The sequence below is a fragment of the Streptomyces sp. SAI-170 genome, from assembly GCF_049739565.1.
Taxonomy (GTDB): Bacteria; Actinomycetota; Actinomycetes; order Streptomycetales; family Streptomycetaceae; genus Streptomyces.
This window is the reverse complement of sequence record NZ_JBMGQD010000001.1, coordinates 8,223,560-8,241,272: the sequence shown is the minus strand read 5'-3', so window position 1 is coordinate 8,241,272 and position 17,713 is coordinate 8,223,560. Positions and strand designations below refer to the sequence as shown.

Sequence of the window (17,713 nt, the reverse complement as noted above, 5' to 3'; positions counted from 1 at the left end):
GACGTGGCCGGCTCTCGCGACGGAAGGCGGTTCACCGCAGGCCCGGAACGCACAACCGCGCACCCCGCACTGACGTTCAGCTCGTGGGCCTCCCGGCGCGCCCGCTCCTATGGCCTGTGGTGCGGTCGTGCTGCCGACTGTGCCGGAATGGCGACAACGTTGTCTACGCTGTTGCGGGAGTTAAGTAACCGGTTTAGTGAATTGCCTGCGGAGAGCGCCTTTTCATGTCGGTCTCGTCCCGCCCCGACGCCTACCCCAAGGCCTGAAGGCCGGTGACGCTCTCACCGAGGGTGCGGCGGCAGTGGGCCAGATGGTCGGCGCCGTAGCCGCGAGGCCCGCATTCGACGACGAGCAGCAGGCCGAGATAGAGGCGGTACAGGGCCAGGCGGTGGTGGAGGGCCGGGGTGAAGGCCAGGGAGCCGCCGGCCTCGAGGTAGCCGAGGACGAGGTCGCTCTCCGGTCCGGTGTCGCCGCCGAAGGCCAAGGAGACCAGCTCGGCCGCCGGGTCACCCCAGAACGCCCTCTCGTGGTCGATGAGTCCGCTGATCCGGGCGGACCCGCCGGAGCCGGGGGCGTCGACGAAGATGTTGCCCGGCCACAGGTCGAAGTGGACCAGCCGGGGCTGAGTGACTTCGTCCAGCGCGTACGCGCCTTCGGCGACCAGTGCCCGGATGCTGTCGGGTGACACGTCGAGCGGGGACCGCCAACGCACCGCCTCGTCCAGCAGCGCTTCCACCATGTCGGTGAAGGCCGTTCGCCAACTGGAGGCGCTGAGCCCCGACTCGGCGGCCGGGTAACCGAAACGGCCGTCGTCCGGAGTCAGGGTGTGCAGGCGTGCGGTGATCGCGCCAAGGTCCCGGCGCAGCGCCGCCTCGGTGTCGGGCGACAGGTGTGCGGTCGCCTGGTCCCAGGGGGTGCCGGAGAGCACCGAGAGGGCGAGGAACTCCTCTCCCGCGTAGAAAAGGGCGGGAGTCGGAACGCCTGGCTCCGGCAGGGCCGCTATCCGGCGGTAGACCATCGCCTCCGTCGCCATGATGCCCCGCTCGTACCGCAGAACCGCCGCGTCGGCCGGTGGAGCGAGCTTCACGACGGCCGGCCGGCCGTCGTCGAGCAGCACCCGGTATGCGGTGTTGAACCAGCCGTCGGTCAGCTCGCTCTCCACCCGGCAGCCGCTGCCTGTCGAGGTACGCAGCAGCATGTCGAGTTCGTCCGGCGACATCCGACGCTTGGTGAGGCTCTGCATGAAGGCTCTCTTCTGGAAGGGGCTGCCTGGGGAGCGCTCCCATGATGCCGAGGCTCCTGTCGGCTCGTCCAGACACGGAAAGCTCACCTGCTACCGCTGGTCAGCACGCGCCGAGCATTTGGACGTCTCGCTCCGTTCGCGTGAATCGCCGTCATTCTTCGGTGTCACGGTGTGTGACGGTCCCGGTGTGCCCTCATCGTGGGTGCGGCCCGTCGACCAGGGCCTCAACTGCTTGTGCCCGGGCCCGCTGCCCGGTGCCCGAGCTCATCGCGAAGGGGTTCGCCTGTGGAGACCGGCCGACGAGAAGTACTGCGCACGGGAGCGGCTGTCGTGGCCGCCGGGGGCCTGATCGGACTGAGCGGCGGGGGTGCGGGCGCCGCCGCCCGGCCGCTCCTGGCAGGTGAGGGCGTCGAGCCGGCCGCGTGGCGTGAACTGAGGCGGAACCTCAGTGCGGGCGCCGGCCTCTACCGCCCGGGGGCCGCGGAGTACGCGGCACGGGCGACGCCCGACAACCGGCGTTACGCATCCGTCCGTCCGGCCGGCATCCTCGCCTGCGCGACCGAGAGTGACGTGGCAGCGGCGATCCGGTGGTGCGCCAAACACGGCGTTCCCTTCGCGCCTCGCTCCGGCGGGCACAACTACGCGGGCTACTCCACCACTCCCGGTCTGGTGATCAGTCTGCGCGCGCTGAAGTCGGTGGTCCCGCACGGGCAGCGGCTGCGCCTGGGGGGCGGTGCCACCAACTCGGACGTGTACGCGGCCCGTGCGGCCAACCTCTACTTCCCTGGTGGGCGCTGCCCGGGAGTGGGTGTCGCGGGGCTCACCCTCGGCGGCGGGCTCGGGTTCAACGACCGCAAGTGGGGTCTGACCTGCGACCGGCTCTCCGAGACCCGGGTCGTGCTCGCCGACGGGACGCTGGTACGCGCGGCCCACAACGAGAACGCCGACCTGTTCTGGGCCTGCCGGGGCGGGGCCGGCGGCAACTTCGGCATCAACACCGGCTTCGTCTTCGAGGCCGTGTCCGTCGCCCGGCTGCGCGCCACCGTGTTCGACCTGACCTTCGATCTGGACGCGGGCGTCGAGGTCATGGAGGAGCTGCGGCACATCCTCGACGCGGACCGCGGCAACGACTTCGACGTACGGATCGGCTTCAAGCACGCCGGTGACGGCACCACCTCGCTGTGGCTGCTCGGGCAGCGGCTCGGCGGCGAGGACGCCCTGCGCCGCCTGTTCACGCCCCTGCGGCGCCTGCGGCCGAACCGGACCTTCATCGAGGAGCGCGGATTCTGGTCCGCACAGGACTACCTCATGGAACCCGTCGGAGCGGCGGAGGCCTACGCCTCCAAGTCCCTCGTCCCCGACCGGTGGCCGACCCCCGACACGGTGGCCGCCGTCGCCGACTGGACACGCGGCTGGCAGCCGGGACCCGGCCGGGCCAGCGGCTATGTGACCCTGTTCGCCATGGGCGGCGACAGCGCCGCTCCGCGTCCGGACGAGACGGCCTATCCGCATCGCGGCGCGACCTTCGTGATCGACATCGGCACCCACTGGAAGCCCGGTGCCCCGCCCGCCGAGGTCCGCGCGCTCCTGCAACAGACTCGCGCCGCCCATCACATGCTCGGCCGCCGCCTCGACACCCGCGCGGCCTACGTCAACTTCCCCGACCCGGACCTGCAGGACTGGCAGCACGCCTACTACGGCTCCAACTACCGCCGCCTGGTTGCGGTCAAACGACGCTACGACCCGGCCGGGCTGTTCCGCTACCAGCAGGCCGTCGGCCGTCCTGACGCCTGATGACGCCGGCCCCGCGCGACGCCCGCGGGGCCTGACTCGTTCGGCCGCAATGGAAGTGCCGGGACGACGTGGCCGTTCCGTCACGCTTGCCTGTACACGCTCCGTGACGGAATCATGACGCCGAGTCATGGTCGGGCTGCCTGTCCGGCCGCTCGGATGTGTGAGGAGACACGGGTGTCCATGCGGCACATGGTCCGGCCGAGGGTCCGGACCGCTTCCCTTTGCTGCCTGCTGAGCGCGGTTCTCGCGGTGCCCGCGCTGGCGTCGCCCACGGCCGCGACGCCGTTCGTCGCGGCCGGTCGGAACAGGCCGGTCATGGCACGGGCCCTGACCTGTGAGCGGGCCGGCCCGATCCGGCATGCGGCGGCCGGTGTCGACTTCGGCGGCAAGGAGCTCGACCGGCCCGACCCGACGGGCGCCCGACGCGCCATCACCTCCCTTCTGGCCAATGGCCCACTGCCCGAAGGGGCGACCGCCGACCCGCAGAACCGCACGGTCACGCTGCCCGCCGGTCCGCGGTCCGTGCTGGTCCGCGTCGAGCCCGTCCGGATGCCGTCCGGCGGACTGCCGTACGCGCCGGTGGCGATGGCGCACTTCAGGAGCCCCTGGGCCGCGGTGGTGCGGGTCTCCGACCAGGCCGCCCCCGACCTGGTCCGTACGGCCGTGATCGCCCGGCTGACCGAGCTGGCAGTCGTGGCGGCCGACCGGGCGCGCGAGGAACGAAAGGATGTCACCAGCGGCCTGATCGACGGTCTGCTCACCACCGTGGACGTGACCGGGCGTTTCCCGCTCAGCCCGCGGGACACCGGCAGGGTCGAAGCACTGAAGGCGCTCACCGAGGCAGGTGGCGCCGAGAACACCGTGGCGCTGGGCGCGGCTGCCGCGATGGGCCTGTTCGACGAGGGGACCACCCAGCCCCATTCCATGGAGGGCAACCGCCCACTGGCCGGCCGCCAGGCCGCCGCGGCCCGGATCGCCACGCTCCAGGACCTCGACCCGGCGGCGAAAGCAGCCGTGGAACGGGTGTTGGAACTGGCCGGGCAGCAGCCGGGGCAGGACACCCTGGCGGCGATCCGCCGGGAACGCGACTGTGAGCGGGCCGACCTGCGCGCGCGCAGCGATCAGCTGATCACCCGCCGGACCCGCGCCGACCAGCAGCTGAAGCCCGCCCTGGACGCTGAGTTCACGCAGAACCGGGTGGTGCCCCACGTGGTCGCGGGCGGGGGCTGGGCGGGCGTCGTCGACTACCTGACCCTCGAGCCGTCCGCCGCCCGGCAGGACGGGGCCATGCCGCCCGTGCTCGCGATGGCTGCCGGTCCCGGTGTGGTCGACAATCTGGGGGACTTCCGGCTCACCCAGCCGGCCATGGACATGGAGCTCCCCGAAGCCCCCTTCCAGCCCAACGACTTCGCCCTGGACCGGACGGACTTCGTCACCTCCCAGGCGTTCGGCCGCGCCGTAGGGGTGGCCCGAGCGCTGGCCGGAATGCCCACCTACCAGGCCGACCTCGCGCGCGTCGAGGCCCGGGCCGACGCCACCGACACGGCCGACTGGCCGACCGGCGCCGGGTACCGGCTCACCACCGTCGACCGGCGTCACATCTACGCGGGGACGGTCGACCTGGTGACCGGGCTCGGCCCGCCCCGGATCCCCGACACCGACAAGAGCGTCCTCGCCGGCCGCACCTTCAAGGACCCGAGGACCGGCTACCGGGTCGAGTTCGGGCAGGACGGCAGGCCCCACGCGTTCGACCCCGCGGACCGGCCGTGGTCAGGTCCGCTCCCGGAGCAGACGGCCTGGCTGCTGGGCATGAGGGGAGCCGGCGACACACTCGAGAACGTCCGGCCGCCGTTTCTCCTCGACCCGCAGGGCCGCCCGACCGAGTACCGCGTGATCGATCCCACGACCCGCTACTCGGTCGATCCGGACAGTGCCAAGGTGTTCGACCCGGAGGGGACGCCGGTCGATCCGCAGGGGCTGGACGCGGGGCTCCGCCGTCGCCTGGGCTTCAGGCCGGGCCCCGAGCTCGACTTCCGTGACCCGCGGTATCTCGACGACCAGGCCTCGGGCCTGTCCGTGAACCCGGTCACCGGTGCCGTCGTCCGGACCGCTGACGGCCGGCCGCCACGCCCGCCCGTCGCCCCTGAGGTACGCCGTCGCCTCGACGCCCTGGTCCGCGCGCACCGGGTGCAGTACGGCGGACAGAACACCGCCGACGCCTACGGGCCCACCGACACCGTCTTCGTGGTGGGTGGCGGCGCCGGCGGCGCTTCCGAGGTCGAGCAGGCCACCGGCCACCGGCGGACGGTGATCTGGGGTGCCAGGCGGGCGAGACTGCCGCTCGGCGACTTCCCGCGCGGGCCCGCCGGCGCCGTCGACCCGAAGGATCTCAAGGAGCGGTACGACCGGGAGCAGGACGAGGAGAAGAAGCAGGCCCTGCTGACCGACCTGAGCTTCATGACCGGCGGCGGCTACAACCGGCGCAACACCCTGCCGCACATCGGCGCCTACTCCCTGGACGTGTGGCACAAGGCCATCCGCACGACCGCCCTGCCCACCACCCTTCAGTACACGACCGACCACCGCTTCTGGACCGTCGCCCCCAGCGGGACCACCATCCCGGCGCAGCCCGTGCTCTGCGATCGCATCGTCTACACCATCGGCCAGGAAGCCGGCTACCCCGGCGGGCCCGCCGCGCTGCTCGGCAAGGTCAAGCTGGTCAGGCTGCCGGGGCCCGGCGGCGAGTTGAACGGCCTGCGCGACGAGAAGGGCGGGCTGCGTGTACTCGGCGCGGCCGGTGTCACCGGCCCCGTGGTCGGCCTCGTGACCCCCGCCCCGGGTGACGCCAAGAACCAGATCGCCGCACAGGCCCGCCAACTGCCCCCGGACGCCCGGGACATCCAGCCGAGCATCCGCTACCACGCCCAGCGCATCGCGGAAGTGAACCGCACCTTCGGCCCGGCCCTCTGACCATCGGCCAAAATCCGGGGAAAGGGGCCCGTCGTCCGGCACGACGGGCCCTTCCCGCACCCTCTCCGGCGCGGGCGCGGTACGGCAGCCAAACGGCGATCAGGAGAAGCGGCGGACGAAGACGTCCGACTTGCCGTTGGTGTCGCCCGGCACGATGTCGTCGGCCGCGGACTGGAAGACCACCTCACGCCCATCGGCGCTGACCGCGTCGGTCCCGGCCGAAGCGGGCTGGTTCGACACGGTCTCGTCGGTACCCGTCTGCAGGTCGCGCAGGACGAGCGACGGTCCGTTCGTGTCGTTCGGAGCGTAGAGAAGGTAACGGCCGGTGGGATCGATGGCCACGCCCCGTACGTTCGGCACGAGTTGGGTGGTGCCCGAGCTCGTGTCGCTGACGTAGGTGTCGGCGCCCGAGAGGTGGACGACCTTGCTGCCGTCGTCGCTGAGCTGGACGAGTGTCGCCGCCTGGGACGGGCCCTCGATGGGGCCGGAGGTGGTGCCGGCGGTCCGGTCCCACACGAAGACGTCCTGCGCCGCGCCGTCCTGGTAGGCGACGTAGCGGCCGTCACCGCTGATGGACGGCTTGGACGCGAGGGTGTGGCCCAAGGTGGCGCCGGTCTGCTTTGCGCCGGTCTGCCAGTCCACGACCTCGATGCGCTGGCCCGGCGAGGGTTGCCTGACGAGGACGGCATAGGCGGTGTAGCGGCCGTCCGCGCTCAGCGACGGCTGGTTGCAGCTGGGCCAGCAGTCGACGGAGACCGTCCTGCCCGTGCTCACCTGGTACTGGCGGATCCGCACGTCGTTGAACCACTGCACCGGATAGGCCACGTATGCCCCGTCACCGCTGATCACCGGGGGCTGGACAGGGGCCAGGGAGCCCATCCGCGCGGTCTGCCCCGCCAGTTGGTCGCGGACGAACACCCTGACGCCTCTCGTGGTGTCGTCGGGCGTGAGGTTCGTCGCCGACGACGAGAACACGACATGGCTGCCGTCGGGCGTGATCGAGGCGCCGGTGGAGTTGTCGTCGGCCTGGGTACCGTCGGGCGCGACACTGACCCTCTCGACACCGGCTCCGCCGTCGTCCGCCGCAGCCGTGTCATCGGCCGAGGCGCCCCCGGGCAGCACCGCCGTGACCGCGCACAGCGCGACCGCCGCGGTCAAGGCGATGCGCACACCACTGGTGGTTCTCCGGTTCGCGTTTCCCCTCATTTTCCCCCCTCGCACGTCTGTCCTCCGGCTCCCCACCGGAGGTCCACAAGCATGCACCGCGAGGGCGCTGTGGGGTCAATGCCTCATTTGGCGTATCAAGGGCGCGGTAGGGCGCCTCCGGAGGCGACAGCCCCGCCGCCTCCGGGACGTCGTGTGTCAGGCGACGCCGGGGATGCCCCGGGCCTGGAACGCGGCACGGACGGTGTCCGCCGCGCTCTTGCCGTACATCTTCTGCGCCGTCGCCACCGTCGTGTTCGCGGCCGCCGAGAAGCTGGTGTCGGGGGCGAAGCCGAACTGGGCGTTGACGATGATCCGGTCGGCGACGCGCGCGCCGAGGGCGGTGCGGATGTCGAGCAGCGCTCGGGACCAGATCTCGCCGTCGGCGTGGACCTCGCCGACCCGGTCCGCGTACGTCTTGTCGGAGTCGATCCGGCGCAGACAGTGCGGGGCGTCGCTGTAGGTGACGGAGTCCCAGTCGGCGACGCAGGCGACGTCGGCCTTCAGCGGCCAGCCGTAGCGCGCGGCGGCATGCTCGCCTACAGCGACGGCGAGATAGTCGCCGAACGCCTCGCCGATGGAGCCGGCCTCCAGGGAGGTGCCGAAGCCGGGCACCTGGGCGTGGTGCACGGCATGGCCGTACTCGTGCACGACGACCTCGGCGTCCTCGGCGTCGTCCACACCGCCCTTGCCGAAGCGGATCTCCGCCTTCTTGTCGGTGAAGAAGGAGTTGTCGGCGCCCCACTGGTTGATACGAACCGGCTGCACCCGGTCGTTGGCGCCGGGCAGCTCGCTGCCGAACCCGAGGCCCTGCAGGTACTCCTGCGCCTCGTTGACCCAGAAGTACGCCATGACCTGCTCGAACTGGTCGTCGTGCCGGTCGTACGAGGTGGCGTCGGCGAGCCGCGCGGAGGCGCCGGTGTCGGAGCGGACCGAGGCCCAGCGGCCGGAGAGCCCGCCGCTGCCGTCCAGGTTGCGCAGCGCGACGGTCGCGTAGGCGGTCGCGGGAACCGCGTCGGCGGCGTCCTTGCCGTCGGTGAGGGTCTGGTCGCCCGAGGACTGGACGGGGTTGACCATGAAGACGCGGGCCTGCGGGCCGGCCGCTGCGGGGGCGGTCGCAGTGGCGGAAGCCGCCCCGGCCGTCATGAGCAGGGCCACGGTGGCGGTCGCCCCGGCGAGCAGACCGCGGGGTGTGCGGTGAGCCATGTACATCCTCCGGTTGTAGGTGGCGTGGATGCGGTGGTGTGATGCGGCGCGATCTTCGCGCACCAACCCCGCTTTTGACCAGGTCCATGGCAAACAGCACGGCGCAGCGAGGGATGGCGGTGTCCGCTTCGGCGTACACGCCCGGGCAGCGTGGGCTGTGCTGCGCCACTTGACGCTGCGCTGAGCGAGTTCCGGCCGGGGTCCCCGAACGCCCCGTGTCGGAGCGGGGTGGCCGCGGATCCCGGACTCGCCGGAGCGTCGGCTCACCTACGCCTGACTCACGCCCACGGTGGCGGCGGCACGGTATGGCGACTCACCCACCGAGCAGACATCACCGTCCGTTCAGGCGCCGCTCTTCCCGCCGCACAGCAGAGCCTCGGCCTCGAGCTCGACTTCTGACAGGTTCTCGCGGATCCCACACTTGAACAGCGCGGAGTACATGGCCGGCGACCATGTGGTGAGGGTGCCCCGTACTGCTTCCCGGCCGGAGGCGTCGCAGGCGTAGACGAAAGGCGCTTCGACCGTGTCGACGCCCACCACGGCCACGAGCACGCCGTCGAACTTGCCCGATGAGGTGGTGAGGGTCTTGTCCCCTTCTGTGAGGGTGAACGTGGTGCCGACCTTCATCAGATCCAGCCCGGTCAGCTGCGCAAGGGAGTCGACGGCCGCCTGCTCGTCCACTGCACCGTGTGGGAGTGACGGGTAGACAGACGCCTTCAGCGTGCGCAGCGGCACGAGGTTGAACGTCGACGTGACCGTCTTTCCCGCCGGGATGTGCACTTCCTGGGGGTCGGACACCGCTGCAAGCGTGTCGTGCTCGGTCACTTTGCCCCAGCGGAATTCTCCGGCTCGACAGGGCCGGTTCTGCGGAAGCGGGCGGCTGCCGGCGGATGTCCTGCCGGCTGACGGGTGGGCTGTCCGCGGCTCAGTCTTTGCGGCACAGGACGCTGTCACCAGCACGGCGGCGAGCACAGTGGTCAACGCGACTGTGTTGCGGGTCGGCTTCTTCATGCTCCACTTCCCTGGCCGATCGCGAGGTCCGCGACCGCCCCTCGGGTAGTCGTCGCGGTGGCGTTTCTGGAAGCCCGCAGATCGGAGTGCTCCTGACGAGGCGAACCACACCCGTCACCCTGACCTGATCACTTCCGCCCCGCATACAACTCCCGAGTCGCCGTCGTGAACCGTGCAAGCGCGTCCGGCAGTGGGTCGATGCCGATGCCCGGGGCGGTGGGTACGGGCAGGTGGCCGTCCTGGAGGACGAACGGCTCGGTGAGGTCTTCGGCGAAGTACCGGCTGGAGGCGGAGGTGTCGCCGGGGAGGGTGAAGCCCGGGAGGGCGGCGAGGGCCAGGTTGGGGGCGCGGCCGATGCCCGTCTCGAGCATGCCGCCGCACCACACCGGCACGCCGTGGGCGGCGGCCACGTCGTGGATGCGTCGGGCCTCTGGATAGCCGCCGACTCGGGCCGGTTTGACGTTGACGACCCGGCAGGCGTCCATCGCGATCGCGGACGCCGCGTCGCGCGCGGAGTGGATGGACTCGTCGAGGCAGACCGGGGTGGCCAGACGCTTCTGGAGCTGGGCGTGGGCGTGGAGGTTGTTCTCCTCCAACGGCTCCTCGATCAGCAGCAGCCCGAAGTCGTCGAGCCTGCGCAGGTGCTCGGCGTCGGCGAGCGTGTAGGCGGTGTTGGCGTCGACCTGGAGCGGGAGTGCGTCGCCGAAGCGTTCGCGTACGGCACGCACCGGCTCGACGTCCCAGCCCGGTTCGATCTTGAGCTTGATGCGGATGTAGCCCTCGGCGAGGTACCGCTCGACGTCGTCGAGCAGTTCGGGCACGGAGTTCTTGATGCCGACCGAGACCCCGGCGGGCACCCGTTGGTGGACCGAGCCGAGAAAGGTCGCGAACGACATCCCGTAGGCGCGCAGTTCGGCGTCCAGGAGGGCGGTTTCGAGGGCGGCCTTGGCGAGTTCGTGGCCCTTGACGGCGGCCATGGCGGGGGCGACGGCCGCGGTCGTCGGTTCGGGCAGGGCGGCGATCCGCGGCAGCAGGAAGTCGCGGATGACCATCTCGGCGCCGGCGACGAACTCCGAGCAGTACAGCGGCTCCGGGTCGGCGGCGAACTCGGACCAGCCCTCGGCCTCGTCGGTGACCACGTGCAGCAGGAAGGTGTCCTTGCTGGTCATCGTCCCGAAGGAGGTACGGAAGGGGGTGACGAGCGGGAGGGCGACGTGGAGCAGTTCGACGCGTTCGAGCTTCACTTCTGCTCCTCGCAGGCGGATTCGGAGGGGACGTCGGCCGGTGCTTCAGGACAGGTCTCGGCGGCGGCTCGCGCCTCCAGAGGGTCGGAGGACGGGCGGGTCAGCAGATACCAGCCGTCGCGGGACATGCCCGTCGCCCGCAGACCCTCGGCGTACGCCTCGGTGAAGACCTCGCGTACGGCGTGCCGCCAGTCCCGTGCGAGCGCCGGGTCGGCCGCGCGCAGCGCGACGATGTCCTCGGGCACACGGCACCACAGCCTGTCCGCGTCGCTCAGGGCGAGCGGGCCGCCGTCCGGTGCCCGGCGAACGATCTCGGCGGCGGCGCGACCCTCGGCGGGGTCGTCCGTCCGCGTGGTCCCTGTCACCAGGTTCCACACGACGGTCAGCCGGTCGCTCTCGTCGCCGTTGTTCACGCCGTCGTTCATCGGGCCGTAGAAGTCGACCAGGTACTCGCTGCCGACGGCGCCGAGCTTGACCAGGTTGAAGCGTGCGTTGCGGGCGACCAGCGGGTCGAAGGTCCAGCGCATGGTGGTGGCGCCCTGTTCCAGCGCCCACAGCCGCTGCGCCTGCTTGACCGCGAGCCCGACGCCCCGGCCGGAAGCGGTCGCCGCCGCCACGAACGAGTACACGTCCCGCTCGGCGGGCGGCCCGAACACCGCCACCGCCGCCCCGGCGAGCCGTTCGCCCGACGGCCCGGCGGAGTACGCCGCGTGCACCGCGCCACCGGCGTGCACCAGGCTGTGCAGTACCTCCGCGGGGTAGGGCGGGGTGGCGCGCGGCGTCTGCCACACATCGGCGAAGAAGTCGGCTACGGAACGGATGCCGGCCACGTCGTGCACGGTACGGACCGTGACTCCGGCGGTACGGGCCGCGGCTTCGGCGACGGCCTCCCGGGCGATGCGGTCTGTTTCCTCGGCCGTGCGGGGTGCCGTAGCGGCCGCCGCCCCGGGTCCGGAAGCGGAGATCGTCACTGGTGTCATGGCTCGAGTGTCCTGGGCCGCAGCCTGGAGGCCATTGGCGTCAGGCACAATGGAACCCTGTAGTGATGTTGCGATCGGCCAAGGACCTGAGTGGTCGCCCTTCGATAAACAGGCCGTCGTCCCCCTGTCACCGTCCCCCGCCGGAGAGTCCGACCGCCCATGGACGCCTGCACCCTCGAGGAACTCCTCGACACCCTCGGCGAGCCCGTGCTCCGTGTGCTCACCGCTCCGTCCGGGCTCGCCGCGCCCGTCTCGGAGGTGCTGCTGCACGACGCCGGGGCGCCGTTTCCGCGCAGTGCGCCGGGCGCCCTGCTGCTGACGGTGGGTGCGCGTGCGGGTGAGGTCGAGCTGCTGGCGCGCGATGCCGCGGCAGCCGGGATGGCCGGACTCGTCGTACGGGAAAGGGACGGGCGGCCCGACGCGGTGGCGGCGGCGAAGGCCCACGGGCTCGCGCTGCTCGCCGTCGACGAGGATGCCGCCTGGCATCACGTCCATCTGCTGCTGGCTTCCGCGATCGGCTCCCGGCCCGGCCCGGGCGGCGGCGGAGCGGCCTTCGGCGACCTGTTCGCGCTCGCCAACGCGGTGGCCGCGGCCGTGGGCGGCGCGACCGTCATCGAGGACGCCCGCCAGCGCATCCTGGCCTACTCCACCGTCCCCGGGCAGGTCGTCGACGAGGCCCGGCGGCAAGGCATCCTGGGCCGCCAGGTGCCGGGCAGCCCCGAGAACAGCGAGCAGTACCGCGTGCTGTTCGCCGCCCCTGGTCCCGTACGCCTCGCGGCGCTCGACGGCGACGAGCTGCCGCGGCTCGCCGTCGCGATCCGCGCGGGCGGCGAGACGCTGGGGTCGCTGTGGGTCGTCGACGACGGGCACATCGGCGCCGATGCCGAGGACGCGCTCACCCGGGGCGCGTCGACGGCCGCCCTGCTCCTGCTGCGGGCACGGGCGAGCGAGGAACTGTCCCGGCATCTGACGAGCGACCTGCTGCGCCGTCTCCTGGACGGCACCGCCGATCCCGCGAGCGCCGCGCACCGCCTCGGCCTCGCTGCCGGCACCCCTGTGCGGGTCGCGGCGTTCGCCCTCGACGGCGCGGTGTCCGCGCCCGACGGGGAACAGACCGCCCTGCGGCTCCTCGATCTCGTACGGCTCCACTGCGCGGCGCGGTACGGGCAGCACGCGTGCGTGCTGGTGGACGGGCGCGTGTACGCGCTGCTGCCGGTCACCGGTGAGCGCGGCGGGGAACGGCACAAGCGGCTCGCCGAGGACATCGTGCAGCGCGCGGGTCAGGCGCTGCGGGTGACGGTGCGGGCCGGACTGGGCGACGTGGTCCCGGGCCTGGCGGACGTTCGCGGCTCGCGGGACGACGCCGACCTCGTCCTGCAGGTGCTCGGCCCGGACGAGGACGTCGCCGCTGTGACCGAGGTACGGGCCCGCGTCACGCTGCTCCGGCTGCGCGAACTCCTCGGCGCGGAGCGGGCCTTGACGGCGGGTGCCTGGCGGGAGGTCCTGACGTACGACGCCGAGCACGGCACCGAGTACGCCAGGACCCTGGTGTGCTGGCTGGACGCCGGCTGCGACATGGCGCGGGCGGCGAAGCTGCTCGCCGTGCACCCCAACACCTGCCGGTACCGGCTCAGGCAGGCGCAGCAGCACCTCGGCATCGACCTGGACGACCCGGACGAGCGGTTGGTGCTGTGGCTGCAGCTGCGGACGCTCGGGGGGCTGCGGGGCGGCGCCGCCGACCGGGGCTGACCCGCAGCAGGCATACGGCAGCGCGCCCCGCGAGGCTCAGCCGCTCAGCCAGGCCGCGAGCCGCGCCTCGCACTCCCGTAGCTGCTCGACGGGCACGTACTCCCCCGCGGTGTGCGCGAGGGTCGGGTCCCCCGGGCCGTAGTTGAGCGCGGGCGTGCCGAGCGCGGCGAAGCGGGCGACGTCGGTCCAGCCCAGCTTGGGGCGGGGCGTCGTACCGAGGACTTCGACGAGAGAGGCGACCGGGCCGTGTCCGAGTCCCGGCAGCGCGCCGGGCACGACCTCCGTGACCTCGACCCCGTGTTCGGGGAAGAGGCCGCGCAGATACGCCTCGGCCTGCCGGGGCGAACGGCTCGGCGCGAAGCGCAGGTTGACCGTGATCACGCAGCTGTCGGGGACGACGTTCTCGGCGATGCCCGCGCGGACCGCGACCGCGTTGAGGCCTTCGCGGTACTCGAGGCCGTCGATGACGATCCGCTCGGCGGTGTGGTCGTCCAGGCGCTGGAGCACGGCGGCCGCCCGGTGCGCGGCGTTGACGCCCATCCAGGAGCGGGCGGTGTGGGCGCGCTCGCCCCGGACCGTGATGTCCGCGTTCAGGACACCCTGGCAGCCTGCCTCGACGCCCGCGTCGGACGGCTCCATGAGGATCGCGAGGTCCGCCTTGAGCAGGTCGGGGCGTTCGGCGGCGATACGGTTCAGGCCGTTGCGGTCGCCGGAGACCTCCTCGCACTCGTAGAAGACGTACGTGATGTCGCGTACCGGTGCGGTCAAGGTGGCCGCGAGGCGCAGCGCGACGGCGACGCCGCCCTTCATGTCGCACGCCCCGAGCCCGTACAGCCGCTCTCCGTCCAGCCGGGAGGGCAGGTTGCCGGCGGCCGGGACGGTGTCGAGGTGGCCGCCGATGACCACTCGCTCGGCGTGGCCCGAGTCGGTGCGGGCCACGACGGAGTTGCCGATGCGTTCGACCGTGAGATGCGCGCACGCGCGCAGGGCGGACTCCACGGCGTCGGCGAGGCGGGCCTCGTCGCCGCTCTCGGAGGGGGTGTCCACCAGGGCCCGGGTGAGGTCCACCAGGTCGGCGGTCGGGTTCAGCGAGGTCATGCGGCGCTCTCCTCCTGCGGGGCGGGCCGGCCCAGCCGGGACTTGTTGATGCCGTACAGCCCGTAGATCACGAACCCGACCGCCATCCACAGGCCGAACGCGATCCAGGTGTCGGTGCCCAGCCCCCACATCACATAGCCGCAGCACAGCACGCCCAGCACGCAGGTGAGCGGCGCGAGCGGCACCCGGAAGCTGCGCGGTGCCTCGGGGCTGCGCCGGCGCAGGATCAGGACGGCACAGTTGACCAGCGCGAACGCGAACAGTGTGCCGATGCTGGTGGCGTCGGCGAGCGCGCCCAAGGGCACGAGTGCGGCGAGCACCATGATGAACGCGGACACGATGACCGTGTTGGCGCGCGGCACCCCGGACTTCGGGTGGACCTTGGCGAACAGGGGCGGCACGAGCCCGTCGCGCGCCATCGAGAACAGGATGCGGGTCTGCCCGTACTGCACCGCGAGGACGACGCTCGTGGTGGCGACGACCGCGCCGACGGACAGCAGGACCGGCCACAGGCTGCCGCCGCCGACCGAGCGGACCAGTACCTCGCTGAGGGTGGCCTCGGTACCCGCGAACTTCCGCCACGGCATCGCGCCGACCGCCGCGATCGCCACCGCGCAGTACAGCGCGGTGATCAGCCCGAGGGAGAGGAGGATGGCGCGCGGCAGGTCACGCTGCGGGTTCTTCGCCTCCTCACCGGCCGTCGACGCGGCGTCGAAGCCGATGTACGAGAAGAACAGCGAGGCGGCGCCCGCGCTCACCCCCGCCATGCCGAGCGGGAACAGCGGCTGGAAGTTCCCGGAGCGGAACGCGGTGAAGGCGACGGCGCAGAACATCACCAGGGCGGCCACCTTCACCGCCACCATGACCGTGTTGACGACGGCGCTCTCGCGGGCCCCGCGCAGCAGCACCACCATGGCCAGGACGACGATCGCGGCGGCCGGAACGTTCAGCACGCCGCCCGCGCCCGGCGGCGCGGCCAGCGACTCGGGCAGCGTCCAGCCCACGGTGAGCTCCAGCAGCTCGTTCACGTACTGGCCCCAGCCGACCGCGACAGCGGCGACCGAGACGCCGTACTCCAGCACCAGGCACCAGCCGCAGACCCATGCGACAAGTTCGCCGAACGTCGCGTAGGCATAGCTGTACGAGGATCCGGCGCCCGGGATCATGCCGGCCAGCTCGGCGTAGGACAGGGCCGAGAACAAGGCGGTGATCCCGGCGAGCACGAAGGAGACCACGACGGCGGGGCCCGCCTCGGGCACCGCCTGGCCGAGGACGACGAAGATGCCGGTGCCGAGGGTGGCGCCCACGCTGAGCAGCGTGAGCTGCATGAGCCCCATCGTCCGACGCAGCTCACCACCACCGGCCTCGGCCACCAGATCGGCGACGTCCCGCCGCCGCGTCAACCTGCTTCCGGCTCCGGCCTCTCCCGCGGTTCTCCGCGGGCGGGTTCGTACTGTGTCCACGCGTCCACTCCTCTCACAGCTCCACTCCGGCCCTTGATGATGCGGAACGGGGGGACGCAGAGGGCTGGGCGTGGCGGCCAAGACGGTGAGGGACGCTTTGGCTTTCCGGCCAATGCCGGAGGGGATGTGGTCGGCATCTCGCAGCACAAGGTCGCCGAGCCGACCCGGCGGCGACCACCGAAGCGCTTGACCCTCACCTAACGTCATGCCGCATGGTCGAGGCGTGGAAGAGCTGGAAGAGCACTTGACCGTGGGACGTGTGGCCGAGCTGGCCGGGGTGAGCGTCCGCACGCTGCATCACTACGACGGGATCGGCCTCGTGCGGGCGTCCGCACGGACCCCGGCCGGGTACCGGGCCTACTCGGCGGACGACGTGGAACGGCTGCGGGAGGTACTCGCCTACCGGCGCCTGGGCTTCGGGCTGCGCGAGATCGCGGACCTGGTGCACGACCCGGCCACCGACACGGTCGCGCACCTGCACCGGCTGCGCGGCCTGCTCCTGGAACAGCGCGACCACGCCGCCGCCATGGTGACGGCCATCGACAGGGAACTGCAGGCACGGGCCATGGGAATCAGAACGACACCGGAGGAGCAACTCAGAGTGTTCGGCGTCCAGTTGTACGACACCATCGGCTCGGCCTACCCCGCCACCCGGCGCACCGAGCCGCGTATCGCCGCGAGGATCTGGGAAGCGCTCGGGGACGCGCGAACGGTGCTCAACGTCGGGGCCGGCACCGGCTCCTACGAGCCCACCGACCGCGACGTCACGGCGGTGGAACCGTCGGCGGTCATGCGGGCACAGCGTCCGGCGGGCGCGGCGACATCAAGACCAACAACACCAGCCTCGCCCTGCTGAACCCGCCGGTGCGGATCGCGGACAGCGGCTGGACCCACGACAAGCTCACCTACGACGGTCACGGCCACCTCTACGGCACCACCTCCGCCGGGCTGCTGCTGCGCTACAACGTCACCGAGGACAAGCCGGCCGGCTCGCAGCACATCGGTGTGCGCACCGAGATCGACACCGGGTTCGTGCTGAAGACCCTCACCGCCACCGGCGACGACCGGCTCGGCGCCACCACCGAGGACGGACGGCTGCTCGACTACACGATCGCCGGCGCCGGCTCGTGGAAGAGCAACGCCCTCAAGTCGTCCGGCTGGTCCGGCTTCAACCAGCTCGTCTCGCCCGGCAGCGGCCTCTACTACGGTCGCCTGTCCACCGGTGCGATGTACTGGTACAAGGACGCCAATCCGACCGACGGCTCCGGCGCCGACATCTCGTACCACCTCGACGACCCGGTCAACACCCGTGGCTGGACGCAGAAGCTGCTGTCCGCCCAGCCGGGCACCTACACCTGTACGACCAGCACGACCACGGTCGACCGCGACGACATCGCCGAAGTGAAGGCCGCCGGGCGGCAGATGATGAACGACAAGGATTCGGCCTGGGCCAACTCCACCCAGTGGGGCTGCCTGGAGACGCTCTGGGACCACGAGAGCGGCTGGCGCTGGAACGCGACGAATCCCTCCTCCGGCGCCTACGGCATCCCGCAGGCGCTGCCGGCGAGCAAGATGGACGTGGCGGGCGACGACTGGAAGGACAACCCCCTCACCCAGATCAAATGGGGCCTGAGCTACATCGACGGCCGCTACGGCTCCCCCTGCGGCGCGTGGAACTTCTGGCGGGCCAACAACTGGTACTGATCGCCCACGTCAGCGAAAAGCACGTGACCGAAAAGGGCGAGGCCCCCT

Annotated in this window: 12 protein-coding genes and 1 pseudogene; 5 read left to right on the top strand and 8 right to left on the bottom strand. The window is 71.8% G+C overall.

Annotation, left to right across the window (positions count from 1 at the left end):
* Positions 1-250 precede the first annotated feature (250 nt).
* Positions 251-1,243, bottom strand: coding sequence for a phosphotransferase family protein (locus RKD23_RS37015; RefSeq protein WP_424857727.1), 993 nt, complete (start codon positions 1,241-1,243; stop codon positions 251-253).
* A gap of 285 nt (positions 1,244-1,528) precedes the next feature.
* Here RKD23_RS37015 and RKD23_RS37010 point away from each other — a divergent pair, with 285 nt between their 5' ends.
* Entirely contained in the window at positions 1,529-3,037 is a 1,509-nt protein-coding gene (locus RKD23_RS37010; protein ID WP_424857726.1) for an FAD-binding oxidoreductase, read from the top strand.
* A gap of 315 nt (positions 3,038-3,352) precedes the next feature.
* Positions 3,353-6,007 (top strand): hypothetical protein, encoded by a 2,655-nt coding sequence (locus tag RKD23_RS37005; protein ID WP_424857725.1) that lies wholly within the window; start codon positions 3,353-3,355, stop codon positions 6,005-6,007.
* A 99-nt stretch (positions 6,008-6,106) separates the two neighbouring features.
* On the opposite strand, the gene RKD23_RS37000 is transcribed toward RKD23_RS37005, so the two are convergent.
* The 5 genes from RKD23_RS37000 to RKD23_RS36980 all read right to left on the bottom strand — a co-directional run bounded on the left by RKD23_RS37000 (position 6,107) and on the right by RKD23_RS36980 (position 11,651).
* Entirely contained in the window at positions 6,107-7,177 is a 1,071-nt protein-coding gene (locus tag RKD23_RS37000; protein ID WP_424857724.1) for a WD40 repeat domain-containing protein, read from the bottom strand.
* Positions 7,178-7,369: 192 nt separating this feature from the next.
* A complete protein-coding gene (locus RKD23_RS36995) occupies positions 7,370-8,416 on the bottom strand; it encodes a M4 family metallopeptidase (RefSeq protein ID WP_424857723.1) in 1,047 nt (348 codons plus the stop codon).
* Positions 8,417-8,758: 342 nt separating this feature from the next.
* The gene (locus RKD23_RS36990) at positions 8,759-9,427 is read right to left on the bottom strand and encodes a hypothetical protein (protein WP_424857722.1); all 669 of its coding nucleotides are present in this window, start codon (positions 9,425-9,427) and stop codon (positions 8,759-8,761) included.
* A gap of 128 nt (positions 9,428-9,555) precedes the next feature.
* Positions 9,556-10,671, bottom strand: coding sequence for an o-succinylbenzoate synthase (gene menC, locus RKD23_RS36985; protein ID WP_424857721.1), 1,116 nt, complete (start codon positions 10,669-10,671; stop codon positions 9,556-9,558).
* Positions 10,668-11,651 carry a chorismate synthase gene (locus tag RKD23_RS36980; RefSeq protein ID WP_424857720.1) on the bottom strand — a complete coding sequence of 328 codons (984 nt, stop codon included), beginning with the start codon at positions 11,649-11,651 and terminating at the stop codon, positions 10,668-10,670. Before RKD23_RS36980 ends, menC begins: the two co-directional genes overlap by 4 nt.
* 159 nt (positions 11,652-11,810) lie before the next feature.
* On the opposite strand from RKD23_RS36980, the gene RKD23_RS36975 reads away from it, so the two are divergent.
* On the top strand, positions 11,811-13,400 hold the full coding sequence (locus RKD23_RS36975; RefSeq protein WP_424857719.1) for a PucR family transcriptional regulator: 1,590 nt from the start codon (positions 11,811-11,813) through the stop codon (positions 13,398-13,400).
* A 36-nt stretch (positions 13,401-13,436) separates the two neighbouring features.
* Here the strand turns inward: RKD23_RS36975 and dapE are convergent, their stop codons facing one another.
* Both dapE and RKD23_RS36965 read right to left on the bottom strand, forming a co-directional pair.
* Positions 13,437-14,498, bottom strand: coding sequence for a succinyl-diaminopimelate desuccinylase (dapE, locus tag RKD23_RS36970; protein ID WP_424857718.1), 1,062 nt, complete (start codon positions 14,496-14,498; stop codon positions 13,437-13,439).
* Complete coding sequence (locus RKD23_RS36965; RefSeq protein WP_424857717.1) at positions 14,495-15,961, bottom strand: amino acid permease; 1,467 nt, start codon at positions 15,959-15,961, stop codon at positions 14,495-14,497. The genes dapE and RKD23_RS36965 overlap by 4 nt, the downstream gene beginning before the upstream one ends.
* Positions 15,962-16,166: 205 nt before the next feature.
* Here RKD23_RS36965 and RKD23_RS36960 point away from each other — a divergent pair.
* Positions 16,167-16,781, top strand: a pseudogene (locus RKD23_RS36960) (MerR family transcriptional regulator); the annotation flags it as partial.
* A gap of 44 nt (positions 16,782-16,825) precedes the next feature.
* Positions 16,826-17,665 carry a tachylectin-related carbohydrate-binding protein gene (locus RKD23_RS36955; protein ID WP_424857716.1) on the top strand — a complete coding sequence of 280 codons (840 nt, stop codon included), beginning with the start codon at positions 16,826-16,828 and terminating at the stop codon, positions 17,663-17,665.
* Positions 17,666-17,713 lie beyond the last annotated feature (48 nt).